At 62.3% G+C, this 12460-nt stretch carries 9 protein-coding genes and 1 pseudogene; 4 read left to right on the top strand and 6 right to left on the bottom strand.

The window, feature by feature from the left end:
- Positions 1-60 precede the first annotated feature (60 nt).
- Positions 61-655, bottom strand: a pseudogene (locus P1M51_RS03920) (MFS transporter).
- A gap of 109 nt (positions 656-764) precedes the next feature.
- Here P1M51_RS03920 and P1M51_RS03915 point away from each other — a divergent pair.
- Both P1M51_RS03915 and P1M51_RS03910 read left to right on the top strand, forming a co-directional pair.
- Positions 765-3431 carry an AAA domain-containing protein gene (locus P1M51_RS03915; RefSeq protein ID WP_276246887.1) on the top strand — a complete coding sequence of 889 codons (2667 nt, stop codon included), beginning with the start codon at positions 765-767 and terminating at the stop codon, positions 3429-3431.
- A gap of 41 nt (positions 3432-3472) precedes the next feature.
- Complete coding sequence (locus P1M51_RS03910) at positions 3473-4234, top strand: MBL fold metallo-hydrolase (RefSeq protein WP_276246886.1); 762 nt, start codon at positions 3473-3475, stop codon at positions 4232-4234.
- Here the strand turns inward: P1M51_RS03910 and P1M51_RS03905 are convergent, their stop codons facing one another.
- Both P1M51_RS03905 and P1M51_RS03900 read right to left on the bottom strand, forming a co-directional pair.
- On the bottom strand, positions 4235-5302 hold the full coding sequence (locus tag P1M51_RS03905; protein ID WP_276246885.1) for an mRNA surveillance protein pelota: 1068 nt from the start codon (positions 5300-5302) through the stop codon (positions 4235-4237).
- A 39-nt stretch (positions 5303-5341) separates the two neighbouring features.
- On the bottom strand, positions 5342-6031 hold the full coding sequence (locus tag P1M51_RS03900; protein ID WP_276246884.1) for a DUF4013 domain-containing protein: 690 nt from the start codon (positions 6029-6031) through the stop codon (positions 5342-5344).
- 238 nt (positions 6032-6269) lie between these two features.
- Here P1M51_RS03900 and P1M51_RS03895 point away from each other — a divergent pair, with 238 nt between their 5' ends.
- Positions 6270-6677, top strand: a complete 408-nt coding sequence (locus P1M51_RS03895) for a DUF4870 domain-containing protein (RefSeq protein WP_276246883.1) — start codon at positions 6270-6272, stop codon at positions 6675-6677.
- 2 nt (positions 6678-6679) lie between these two features.
- On the opposite strand, the gene rqcH is transcribed toward P1M51_RS03895, so the two are convergent.
- From rqcH to P1M51_RS03880, 3 genes are all read right to left on the bottom strand, one after another.
- Positions 6680-8791: a ribosome rescue protein RqcH gene (gene rqcH, locus P1M51_RS03890; protein ID WP_276274823.1), complete on the bottom strand. Its 2112-nt coding sequence runs from the start codon at positions 8789-8791 to the stop codon at positions 6680-6682.
- Between the two features lie 250 nt (positions 8792-9041).
- Entirely contained in the window at positions 9042-9980 is a 939-nt protein-coding gene (locus P1M51_RS03885; RefSeq protein ID WP_276246881.1) for a succinylglutamate desuccinylase/aspartoacylase family protein, read from the bottom strand.
- Between the two features lie 99 nt (positions 9981-10079).
- Positions 10080-11741, bottom strand: a complete 1662-nt coding sequence (locus P1M51_RS03880) for a tRNA uridine(34) 5-carboxymethylaminomethyl modification radical SAM/GNAT enzyme Elp3 (RefSeq protein WP_276246880.1) — start codon at positions 11739-11741, stop codon at positions 10080-10082.
- Positions 11742-11863: 122 nt separating this feature from the next.
- Here P1M51_RS03880 and P1M51_RS03875 point away from each other — a divergent pair, with 122 nt between their 5' ends.
- Positions 11864-12460 carry a GNAT family N-acetyltransferase gene (locus P1M51_RS03875; protein WP_276246879.1) on the top strand — a complete coding sequence of 199 codons (597 nt, stop codon included), beginning with the start codon at positions 11864-11866 and terminating at the stop codon, positions 12458-12460.

The following is a 12460-nucleotide window of genomic DNA, read 5'->3' as shown; positions in this document are numbered from 1 at the left end:
GTATCGCCCCTCATCACTTTTTGCCCGTTTGCAGGGTGGCGCAGATACCTTGCTGGAATCCTACCAACTGCTCAGTGCGTCCGTTCCGTGGGTGGCGTAGAGGATGCCGGCGAAGGTGAGCACGCCCGAGAGGGCCGCCCCGCCGCCGATGAAGAACACCCACTCGATGCCGAAACGGGCCCAGACGACGCCCGCCACGATGGGCGCGACGACGCTGCCCGGTCGCCAGACGAGTTCGCGGATACCGAAACTGGACGCCACGCCGCCACCCTCGCTCCCCTCGTGTGCGAACAGCGCCATGCTCGCCGGTTCACGGAGGCTGTCTGCGACACCGAGCAGACCACTCAGGGCGACCAGCGGGAGGAACGCGGGCAAGGAGGAAGCCAGTCGTCGAATCGACCAGCGCGAACCCGACGTAGGCCGCGATGCTGACGAGGAGACTCCCGACGAGGATGAGCCGTTTGTCGAAGCGGTCGCCACCGTAGGCGAGCGGAATGACGGCGACGGTCTGGGCGAGCGTGAGCGAGGTGACGAACAGGCCGAGGACGAACCTGGAGGGGTTGAGCAGGTCGATATATTCAGAAAGCAACGTGAGTAGGGTCACGAGACCAAAGCCGGCGGCAAACCGGGTGAGATAGAGGGCGTAGAACTGCAACTGGTCTCTTTGTACACACGAATTCGGGACACCCGTCGAATAGCCCTTCCGAACGCAGCAGGTGGCTGAAACGGGCAGGATTTTTGCCCGCTCGCCACAGAGTGCAGGCGTGCATCTACGGGGACCCGTCGTCGAGGTAGGGGACGTTCGACAAGTCAACACGAAATACGGCGAGAGCGACCTCGCAGAGGTCACGCTCCGCCCCGAAGACGGGCAGGCAGACCCCGTGAAACTCACGCTCTGGGGGAAGTGGGCAGAGACCGCCGACTATCTCGAACCCGGCATGGAACTCGTGGTGAAGGACGCAAGCGAGCGCGAGTATCAGGGTGAAACGCAGTACTCGACGACCAAGGAGACGATGGTCGTCGTCGAGCCCGCCTTCCTCGTGAACGTGACCGACATCCGCTCGTGGGTGCAGTGCCCGCGGATGTACTACCTCAACAAGATTACCGGCATCCCGCTCAACTACCCCGTCATCAAGGGGACCATCGTCCACGAGGTGTTCGGCGACCTCCTTCGGGGAGGCAACTTGGACGAAGCCGTCGCAGACCGCGTTGAGGAGGCTGGTCTCGACCTCGGATTGCTCGAAAAAGACGTCGAGGAGGTTCGCGAGGACGTGAAAGCGAACGCCCGCGCCATCGAAGGCTGGCTGGCCCAGGGCACGCTCGGAACCGAAGATAACTGGCGCAGCGAGCAGATGCTCATCAGCCAGACCTACGGCATCAAGGGCCGCGCCGACGCCCTCCGCCGGGGAAATCCCGTCGAACTGAAGACCGGGAAGAACACGAATCGAGAGCCTCGATTCCACGACAAGGTGCAGGTCGCCTGCTACTCGCTCCTGCTCTCAGACCGTGGGGAGATGCCCGACACGGGAACCCTGCTTTACACGAAAAATGCCGCGCTCGACCGCGCAGAGGCCACCGGCGACCTCTCGCCAGCCAAAGAGTTCTCGATGGGCAAGGGCTTTCTCGCGTTCGTCCTGCGAAAACGCAACGAAATCGCCGCGATGGAGTACGACATGTCCGTCCCGACCGGCGAAGAGGCGAACGCGAAGTGCGAGTACTGCTTCGAGCGCGACAGTTGCATGGTCATCGCCGGGCGACTCGGCCAGCACTCGAAAGCCGGGACGATTGGCGCATCCGTCCCCGACGAGGAACGCGACTACTTCGAGCAGTTCTACCGTCTCGTCGAACACGAGCGCCGTGCCGTCCACGCGGAGTACGCGAAACTCTGGAAACAGACGGCAGCAGAGCGTGCAGACGCCGACCTCGCACTCATCGAGTTGGAACCCGCCGGCCAGCAGCAACTCGACGACGGTCGCTGGGAGTGTTACGCGACGTGTGAGGACCCAGTGTCGAAGCTGAGAGAGGGCGACGTCGTACTCGCGAGCGACGGCGACCCGGTCCAGGGCCACGCCGAACTCGGGCGCATCCAGAAACTCGGCTCCGACATCACCGTCGTCACCGACGAACCAGTCGAATTTCGGCGTCTCGACGTGTATCCATCCGAACTCTCGGCAGACCGGATGCTCGTCGCGCTCCACGACGCGATTCTCACGGGTGAGGTCCGCCGCAAGGACATCCTCTTCGGCCGTCGCGAACCCGAATTCCGCGACGAACAGGTCACGTACATCGACAATAACGAATCACAGAACGCCGCAGTGAACCTCGCCGTCACCTGTGAAGACTGCGCCCTGATTCACGGCCCGCCCGGGACGGGGAAGACGTACACCATCGCCCGAATTATTCGGGCTCTCGTAGAGCGCGGCGACCGCGTGCTCCTCTCTGCGTTCACGAATCGCGCGGTGGACAACGCCCTCGAAGCCCTCCGCGACCAGGGATTCGAGGACTTCGTGCGCGTCGGGTCAGAAACTGGCGTTCGCCACGACATGCAGGACAAACGCCTGGAGACGCGCGGGGACCCAACCGCGCAGGCGGCGAAAGTCAACGACGCCCCCGTCGTCGCGGCCACGACGGCGGCCTGCGGCTCGCGGATGATGCGCGAACAGGAATTCGACGTGGCGCTCGTCGACGAAGCGGCCCAACTCACCGAACCGGGAACCCTCGCGGCCATCAACCTCGTAACGCGGTTCGTCCTCGTCGGCGACCACGAGCAACTGCCGCCAGTCGTGCAATCCGAACCCGAAGACGAAGACCGCGACCTCTCGCGGTCGCTGTTCGAGCGACTCCACGAGCAGTTTCCCGAGGCCTCGGTGATGCTCGACCGCCAGTACCGCATGGCACAGAAGATTCAGGCGTTCTCCTCGCGGGAATTTTACGGCGGCAAACTCCGTCCGGCGACCCCGGAGGTGGCCGCCCAGCGCATCGATCAACTGCCGGGCGTGGACGCGACGGCGCTCCCAGCGCATCTCAGCGAAACCGTCTCGTTCGTGGACCCGGACGGAAAGGCGGTCGGGAACACGAACCCGGACGAAGCGACGGCCGTCGCTGACGTGGTGGCTGCCTACGCCGCCGCTGGCGTCCCCCACGAGGACATCGGCGTCATCGCGCCGTATCGGGCGCAGGTAGCAGAAATCTCGCGAGCAGTGCCGGAAGCGGTTGCTGTGGACACGGTAGACCGATTCCAGGGGTCGAGCAAGGAGGTCATCATCGTCTCGTTCGTGACGACGGAGACGCTCGACAGCCCCATTTTCAAGGACCACCGCCGCGTGAACGTCGCCCTCACCCGGGCGAAAAAGGCACTCGTCCTCGTCGGCGACGAGGGTGCGCTCTCGACGATGGACCTCTACGCCCGCATGGTCGAGTGGGCGAGGTAGCGAGGAAAAGTCCTTTTCCGCAGGCGGGCGTCTGGTTCTGTATGCGACTGACGTTTCTCGGGACTGGCAGCGCAATGCCGACAGGGGAGCGCAACCAGACCGGCATCCTCCTCGAATCGAACGGCGAGCGACTGCTCGTGGACTGTGGGAGTGGCGTCCTCAACGCGCTCGCTCGCACGGAAGCGGGCTACGAAGCCGTTGACACAGTTTTGCTGACCCACCACCACTTAGACCACATCGCGGACCTCCTGCCTCTCCTCAAGGCCCGCTGGTTGGCGGGGGAAGAATCGCTGACGGTGGTCGGACCGCAAGGAACCGCGGACCTCGTGAGCGACCTGCTCGACGTTCACGACTATCTGAAAGGCCGAGTCGAACTGGAACTTCAAGAAGTCGACCCGGATGCACCATTCACGCTCAAGGGCTTCGACATCACTGCGAGGGAGACCATCCACTCCATGTACTGTCTCGCCTACCGATTCACCCCGACCGGCAGCGACGGCCCAGTGTTCACCTTCTCGGGCGATTCAGAGGCGATCCGCGAACTGGCCGAGTTTGCAGAAGGCTCCGCCGTGTTGGCTCACGACTGTTCCTTCCCGGACGAAATCGACGTGTCGAACCACCCGACGCCGAGCCAGCTCGGCGAGTCGCTCGCTGGTCTCGACATTGGACGAGTTTATCTGACGCACCTCTACCCCCACACCGACGGCAAACACCGCGAGATGCTCGATTCCATCGGAAAACACTACGAGGGAGACGTACGGTTCGCGAAAGATGGACTGTCGCTCGGTATCGACGAAGAGTGACTACTGCAACCGGTAGCGGAGAATCGCCGCAATCCCGCCTAAATTCGAGAGTTGCTCGCCCGGTGGGAACTCACTGGAGAAGACGGTGACTTCGCCGCCTTTCTGTTCTACGGCCTGAATCAGGTCGTTCACGTCGAAGTCCCAGTCGCCTTGTCCGCCCCGTTCCATGCGGAGGCGTTCGTCCAAGATGAGCAGGTTCTCGATTGCGCCGTAGTCGGAGGCTTTCTGCACTTCTTCGACGCCGTAGGCGGCTTTCGCGTCCTGTGCGATGTTCTCCATCAGCGTGTCGATGAGTTCGGCCTCCTCGGCGATTCGGGTCTCCGCCTGCACCTGGTCGACCGCCCCACGCTTCAGGACTTCGTGGACCCCGCGGTCGCCGACGGAACTCGTGTCCACCGTCGTAATCTTCTCGGCGATGTCCTTCGCGTTCTCCTGGAGGAACTTGAGCGCGTCTTGCTTGGTGAATCCCGGTCCCGCGAGGATGATGGCGTCCACCTCCAAGTGCGAGAGGACGCTCGCAATCTCCTCGAACAGTTCGCTTCGAGAGCGAGCGTACTCGCCTTTCCCCGTCGGCCCGGAAATCGAGGCGTACTCCTCCGTGCCGTACTGGGCGACGGTGTGGACGTAGGCCTGCGCCTCCTCGACCGTCACGATGGCCACGTCGGGATTCTCGGTGGCTTCGACGGCGTCTTCGAGTCGGTCTAACTGGTCTGCCTGCCACACTTTCTCGACCGTGATTTCCTCGCGTTCCTCCACGTTGAGCGTGTGGTGGAAGCCGAGTTGGTCTTCGCGCGAACAGCCGACGATGGTGCCGCCAACCCGCAAGCGGTTCGCGAACTTGTGGAACTCCGTCTCGTCAACTTCGATGGTGACGTTCATGTGTTCGCGTTCGCCGCCCGTGTCGCGCATCATGTCGTCGTCGCGCTGGATGCGGCGGGTCGTGTCGCCCGAGACGTGGTCTCCGGGTTCTAAAATATAGGTGAGATGCCAGAGGTCGTCGAGGCTTTCGGGCACGAGCACGATTCGCTCGCGGCCGCCCTCTGTCCGTGTCCGGCTCGCGATTCGCATTGCCTATTGGTCGTCTCTGCGACCGTAAGTGCCTACTGATTAGTCAGCAGTCTGTGCCGTGGGCCGCGGACCAGTCGTCTCCTGTGCGTTCGCGTAGCCCCGTCCGTAGAGGTAGTACACCATCATCTGGACGTAGAACAGCAGGAAGATGCCGACGAGAATCGCCGTGAGCATCCCTGCAATAGTTCCGAGAACGATGGAGACGACGATGGCGAGCAACCAGGCGACGAGGTAGTCGCTGGTGAGCGCGATGCTCATGACGGTCCCGAACTCGAAGCCAGCGCCGAACGACTGCTTGGTCGCGAAGTTCGCCATCGCCGCTGGGACGACGTACCCGGCGAGCAACAGGACGACGAACATCACGAGGCCGAACAGGAGGCCGACGATGCCGAGGCCAGCCATCAGGCCGCTCGACCCAGTCTGTGCGCCTGCTACCGCGCCGAATCCCAGCACGAACATCCCGACGGTGAAGATGATGCCGGGGATGCCGACGTACACGAGGGCGATGACGAACGACATGAGCCCTTCGGTCAGCAGGTCCATCCACTCGTCGAACTCCGGTGCGCCCGCCTCACCCCGCACTGCCGAGCGCAGGATTCGCATGAAGTATCCCTGCACCAGGAAGATGGGGACGATGAGGAAACTGAGCAACGTCAGAACACCTCCGATCGCGATGGTCTTGAGCCAGTTGTCACCGTTCCGCGGATATGACAGTGCTTCACTAAGCATTACGACTAGCCCTTGGCCGCCATACATCTTATATTTTATACTAAACAATGTGGGAAATATTAGCGCGCCGACTGCTCGCACTGGTGTCACAGACAATTTCGACAGACCGTTCAAATTAACTGATGATGAATCGATTGCCGCCACCCATCTGTCGGACTTCTAAAATGTAAGCCCCGCATACCAATAGCCTCGTCACACCGTCTCTCTAGGGTCTATGGCTACTGAAACCACTCAACCAATGGACGAGACGCAAGTAACCCGTGAATCGGGAACCGGGTTAGACGAAAACGTCGCGGGAGCGCTCTCGTACCTCCTCGGATTCATCACGGGTATCATCATGTACTTCGTCGAGCCCGAAAACGAGTTCGTGCGCTTCCACGCTGCCCAGAGCATCGCGCTCTCTGCGGTCATCGTCGTCATCAGCATCGTCCTGAGCTTCATTGGGACGATACTCACGTCGTTGCTGTTCGTCGGCAACGGCGGGTCGTTCGCCCTGTTCAGCATCCTGTCGCTGCTGCTCGGCCTCGTGTACCTCGTGTTCGCCGTCGGCTCGTTCGCGCTGTGGATCTACATGATGGTCCGGGCCTACCAGGGCAAGACCCCGCGCATCCCCATCGCCGCAGGACTCGCGGACAGAATCGCCTGAGCCTACTCGCGCATCCGACTCCCACCCGGCGGGAGGAACTCCTGAATTTTGTCCGGTGACGCCACTTTCCTGACGAACGACGTGTCCGTAAAGCGCTCACGGAACTCGCGATAGCACATCTTCGCCATGTCGTTCTGGGCGAACTGGCCGGGTTCGAGTTCGATGGTGGTCACCGCCTGCTTCTCGATAGCCGACGGCGGCCCGCCGATGACTTCGGTTCGCGGTTCACAACGGATTCCAACGGCGACGCCGACTTCGGTGTTCTTGAAGTAGGTCCGGTCGCCACGAATCGTGAACGCGCCCTTCTCTAAGTATTCGCCACTCTCGGGCGTCTTCGACACCTGGTCTTTGTTCACCATGTACGCTTCGTCAGCGAAGCGGCCGTCTTTCCAGACCGAAGAGTAGGAGACGGCGAACTGCGCTGCCTCCTTTTTGCTCTGTTCGGGGATGTCTACGTCGCGGGCCGGTTCGCTCGGGCCGGTCGCCTTGAGAATCGTGATTGGGCCACCGTGGGCCTGCGTGTGGAAGAACAGGTCGCCCTTGTCGAGGTATTTCTTTACGAGTTCCTCGTTGTCGTTTGCGTTGCGCCCGCCGATGACGAGGAAGCCGTCCGACGTGTGGAACCAGCGGAAGCGCTCGTACCACTGCTCGTTCTTGCGAATCGGAATCGATTGTTCTGTGAGCCAGTCGATTTCTTCTGCTTCCTCGGTTTCGTCCGCGTCGTCTTCGTCGCCCGCTTCCCACTCGTCGCGCTGGCGCTCGAGGTCTTCGAGTTCCTCGCGAGTGTCTTCGATAGCCGCGAGCGCACCTTCCTTCTTCTCCGCGATGCGCTTTGCCTCGGTGTAGAGGCGGTCTGCGTTGTGTTCGACTCCCTGCGTCGTGTCGAGGTCGATTTTGTAGTCGTCGATAGTAATCGTGACCGTCGAGGTGGAGCCATCCACGTTCACGACGGATTCGGCGGCAGGAATCCCTCGTTCTTTGCCCTCTGCGAACTTCTCCTCGATTTCGCGCCACGGGACGCCCTCCTCGCGGGCGCCCTTGACCGTCGAGAGGATGTCGTTTACGAGGTCGTATTCGCGGTAGAGCAGTTCTGCGCGTGCTCGCTCTGCGTCCGCGCGCTCATCGAACCCGGAGATGGCCTGTTCCTGCTGTTCGATAATGCGCTGTTGGCGTTCGATTCGTTCCTCGAAATCGGGTCGATTGCTCCCGGCGCTCTGTTTGGGTTTCCCGCGCTGTTTCGCGTCGTCGGCTTCGAGTTTGACGAAGTACTCGTCGAGCGCCGCGTTGAACGTCTGGTACGCCTCGGCGTCGAGGTCCTCGTGCTCTTCGAGCGGAATCGGCGTCACGTCCACGGGCCGGCCGTCCTCGTCGGTGTAGAGACGGGGTTCCAGATTGCCCGGCGTGAGCGAGTCCTTCAGTCGCGTCAGTGCGTCGTAGAGCGCCTGGAACTCGTCTTCGGTGGCGTTCCCGATGTCCTTCGCCTTCTCGACGCCGGCGCGAGTACAGAGTTCCTCAGCGTAGAGGCCCCCGAAGTTGAGTTGGGTCGCGAGCGTCCGCACGAGGTCCGTGTCGGATTGCTCCATTCGCGCGACGAACTGCTCGAAACTCGCCTTGAACGGGTGGAATCGCGAGGAGGGGAACTCGTAAATCGACCCCGGTGCGACCGTCCGCGACTTCAGCCGAACAGTCTCCAAGCTGCTGATGACCTCGTTGTCCTCGTTCAGGACGGCGAGATTCCCCTGGCCGAACAGTTCTGCGACGATAGTCGTGTCCTGGTCCTCGCGCGTGAAGTGGAACGAGAGGATGCGGTCGAATTCGAACTGTTCGACGCCGGCAAAATCAGCCCCCGACAGCCGGTTTCTGAGCATCATCGCGAAGTTCGGCGGGCGGCCCGGCGCGTCCGGGACGTGCTCTGGCGCGAGGAGATGTGCGCGCTTTTGCTCGCCGACTTCGATCATCAGTTCGATGCGCCCCCGTTCGAAATCACGCATCTTCAGCCGGAGCAGGTCGTCGTCGTAGAGGTAGGCCTTGTCGATTTTGGCCCCCTCGTACGACCCGAACTCCGTGACGAGCGCGGCGAGGTCGACGCTCGTCAGTTCCCGTTTTTGGTCCATATCGGTACAAGCGGGTGGTGTGGGAAAGATATGTCGTTAGTAGTGTCCTCCACGGCTGACTCGCGCCACCGGGAGGTGGCGCATTCGATGCCGTGGAGTGACCAGAGAAACTACTCCGCCGGCAGCAGCGCCGAGCCAGTTGGCGAGGCAAGCCGTGCCGTGGCGTGAACTAGTCCGCGCCGACAGCGAAGCCATGCCGGCGCGTGACCGAAGAAATCCGCCACGGCCGACCCGCGTACTCCAGCTTCAATCACGTCCCGGGCGCGGCCACCATCCCGTGTCGGGACAGAATCACTCGCACCGCTACCTCGGTCCAGCGGACGCGTTGGTCGAGTGTCGTGTCGCGTTTTGCAGTTTCAATCAGGATGGCCGACGCGCCGAGGTCGCCGACCACCCGTCGGGTCAGCGATTTGCCGGAGCCTTTGAGGATGTTTCCGCGTTTGAACTTGTGCTCCTGCATCTCGTCGGGTACCTCGTTTTCGTTGAGATAGTTGATTGCCGCGGCGGTGTCTTCGCGGGCGGTGCCCGTCGCGCCGGGGAAGATTGCCTGCCCGACGCCGCCTTCGTCCACCTTGTAGATGCCCTTCGAGCTATGGAGGTCGATGACGACGTCCGGGTCGTGGTACTCGACGGCGGTCCAGATGGCGTTGGCGAGCGTGGAGTTGGACACGCCGCCGACGGGGAACTCGTCGTTCAGGTCGGTGCCGAAGGCTTTGCGCGTCCGGGTCGTCACCGCGGCCTTGTTAGCCTCTGGAATCACGACGAGCGTGCCCCGTTCTATCGTCCAGTTGGCGATGTTGTGAGCCGCGGTAAAGCCCGACACCTCGTTGCCGTGCATCCCACCGACGACGAGCGCGGTCGGTCCCGGTTCGCTCGATTCGACGACGTACACCTCCGTCTCGTTCACCGTTCCGGGGGCCAGTTTGTACGTCGAAACGGTCTGGTTGTCGGACTCCGAGAGGACCTGCATGTCGGGGTTCGGGAACGGTTCGGGCGTCGGCCACGGCGTGCGCGGCGTGGTCGCTGTCGTCTGCTGGGCACCCGCTGCACCCGGTGGGTCAGGGACCGCATCAGCGTCCAAGGGAGCCGACCCGTCACCGGTTGCAAAAAGCGCGGCGCCTGCACTCGCGACCACGACGACGGCTACGATTGCGGCCAACACTGCTCGCCTGCGTCCTCTCGCTGCCATTTATTGTACGTGTGTTAGCATCAGGGGGTATTTATTATCAGGCGCGTAGAACAGTCGTTATTCTCGGCATAATCCGTGAAACGGTCTCCGGGAGCGCCCTCAGAGGTGTTTCGAGACGTACGGACCGTCCTGGTGATAGCCCAGTTTCTTCCGGTAGTACTCGCGGACGCCGACGCCGGAGATGACGCTCATCTTGTCGTAGCCGGCGTCGCGGGCGAGTTCCTCCGCATGGGCGAGGAGTTTCTTCCCGTAGCCGCGGTGTTGCCAGTCGCCCTCGCCTTTCCCAACGCCGATTTCGTTGCCGTAGACGTGGAGTTCGCGGATGAGCGCGGCGTTGTCGAGTTCCCGGCGCACCGTGTTACCGGGGAAGCGTAGGCGACAGAAGCCGATGAGGAGGTCCTTTACGGGGTCCTCGAAGCTGATGAAGTGTTCTGTACCGCCTGCGGCTTCGTATTCGAGAACCTGTAACTCGATGTTCTCGGGGTCGGGGTCCTCGTCGTTCATGCCGACTTCGCGGGCGCGGATGTCGCGGCATTTACCACCCTTTTCCTCCAGTCGCTGTTCTGCGAGTTGACGGAGGTTGGACTTCCAGACGCCGGCGTCGATGAAGTCCGCGGGGATGTCGCGCTGGACGCGCTGGAGACGGGTGTACGGCGGAATCATGTCCATGACCTCGGCGACGATGTCCGCGGCCTCCTCGTTGTCGAGTGGCTCGTACTCGTCGCGTCGCCACATATCGTAGGTGATGGTGTCCCGAACCACGAGCGTCGGGTAGATTTTGAGGAAGTCGGGCCGCCAGTCTGGTTTCTCGAACAGTTGGCGGAAGTCCTCGACACACATCTCGCGTGTCATCCCGGGCTGGCCGGGCATCATGTGGAAGCCGACCTTAAACGCGGCATCGCGCAGGCGCTGGTTGGCGTCGAGCGACGCCTGAATCCCGTGCCCACGATGCATATCGCGGTTTACGCGCTCGTAGGTCGTCTGAACGCCCACCTCGACTTTCGTCCCGCCGAGGTCGAGCATCCGGTCGATTTGCTCCGGGTCACACCAATCTGGTTTCGTCTCGAAGGTGGTCCCGATGTTGCGGATGTCGCCCGTCTCGTTTTCGGCAATGACATCTTCGAGATATTTGAATTCGTAGTCGTCAAAATCCTGGGCGAAGCTCACGCCCTCTGCTGGTTCTGGGCGCTTGTCAACGTCGTAGTCGTTCAGGGCTTCGAGTGCGCGTTTGACGAACCACTCCTGATAGTCGTGGCTCCGGGCGGTCATCGTCCCGCCCATCAGGATGAGTTCGACCTTGTCCACGGGGTGGCCGATCTCACGCAACTGTTCGAGGCGGAGTGTGACCTGCCCGTAGGGGTCGTAGTCGTTCTGGACGCCGCGGGCGGCGGCGGGTTCGTGACCGGTGTAGCTTTGCGAACTGGAGAACTCGGAGGCTGGCCCGCCGGGGCAGTACAGACACTTCCCGTGGGGGCACATGTGCGGACTGGTCATGATGGCCACCGGCGAGACGCCGGAGGCGGTCCGAACCGGCTTTCGCTGGAGGACTTCGATGAGTTCCTCACGACGCTCGAACGGGCCATAATCGAGCAATTCGGTGTTCTTTGGAACCTTCGGTGAGGAGAACGCAGAACAGACGTTCAGTTTCTCTTTCTCCAAATTGTCGCTCGTGATGTCGCCGGCGAGAATCCGGTCTACGAGCTCAGCACAGGCCTGCTCGAACGCCTCGGTCTCCGTCGGGTCTTGCGTGTCAGTTCGCATCAGCTGTTGCTATGGGTAGGTCGTGGCGTGTTGCGAATAAGATTGTCGCTCGAAAACCGTCGGTTCGGGGTCCGTGGCCCCAGTTGGCACACGTATTTGTGGCCACCCGCTGTAGTGGCACCATGGCGCGTCCCACCGTAAATCCGCCCGAAGTCCTCGAATTCCACGTCGTCACGCCCGACCGCTGGGAGGACTTCGAGACCCTGTTCGGCGAGAGCGGGGCCTGTGACGGCTGCTGGTGTATGTGGAACCGACAGACACAAGCGGAGTACAACGCGAACCGCGGCGCGGCAAACCGCCAGCAGATGCACGACATCATCCACGACGACGGAAGACCGGGTATCCTCGCATTTCTCGATGGGGAACCGGCGGGCTGGTGCTCGGTCGCCCCACGCGAGACATTTGGCAGACTCGCCCGTTCGCCCGTCATGAAGCCCATAGACGACACGCTCGTCTGGTCCATCGTATGCTTCTACGTCGACCGCGCCGCGCGTGGGAGGGGACTCACCGTCGCCCTCCTCGAAGCCGCAAAAGAGTACGTCCGCGAGCAGGGTGGCTCCGTGCTCGAAGGCTACCCAGTGGACCCGCAGGGCGAGCGCGTTTCACCCACCTCGGCGTGGTACGGCTTTGCGAGCGCGTTCGCGGAGGCGGGGTTCGTCGAAGTCGCCCGGCGCAAGAAGACCCGTCCAATCGTGCGTTTCGACCTCGACGCAACGTAG

The organism is Haladaptatus sp. QDMS2, assembly GCF_029338295.1.
Lineage (GTDB): Archaea > Halobacteriota > Halobacteria > Halobacteriales > Halococcaceae > QDMS2.
Note: the sequence above shows the minus strand (reverse complement) of the source record. Positions and strands in the feature narration are given on the sequence as shown.

What these genes read in the sequence shown, in the direction of transcription:
- rqcH (WP_276274823.1), bottom strand. Translation starts at nt 8,791, where the DNA reads ATGGACCAAAAACGGGAACTGACGAGCGTCGACCTCGCCGCGCTCGTC.
- P1M51_RS03895 (WP_276246883.1), top strand. Translation starts at nt 6,270, where the DNA reads ATGGACGAGACGCAAGTAACCCGTGAATCGGGAACCGGGTTAGACGAA.
- P1M51_RS03900 (WP_276246884.1), bottom strand. Translation starts at nt 6,031, where the DNA reads ATGCTTAGTGAAGCACTGTCATATCCGCGGAACGGTGACAACTGGCTC.
- P1M51_RS03880 (WP_276246880.1), bottom strand. Translation starts at nt 11,741, where the DNA reads ATGCGAACTGACACGCAAGACCCGACGGAGACCGAGGCGTTCGAGCAG.
- P1M51_RS03910 (WP_276246886.1), top strand. Translation starts at nt 3,473, where the DNA reads ATGCGACTGACGTTTCTCGGGACTGGCAGCGCAATGCCGACAGGGGAG.
- P1M51_RS03885 (WP_276246881.1), bottom strand. Translation starts at nt 9,980, where the DNA reads ATGGCAGCGAGAGGACGCAGGCGAGCAGTGTTGGCCGCAATCGTAGCC.
- P1M51_RS03875 (WP_276246879.1), top strand. Translation starts at nt 11,864, where the DNA reads ATGGCGCGTCCCACCGTAAATCCGCCCGAAGTCCTCGAATTCCACGTC.
- P1M51_RS03905 (WP_276246885.1), bottom strand. Translation starts at nt 5,302, where the DNA reads ATGCGAATCGCGAGCCGGACACGGACAGAGGGCGGCCGCGAGCGAATC.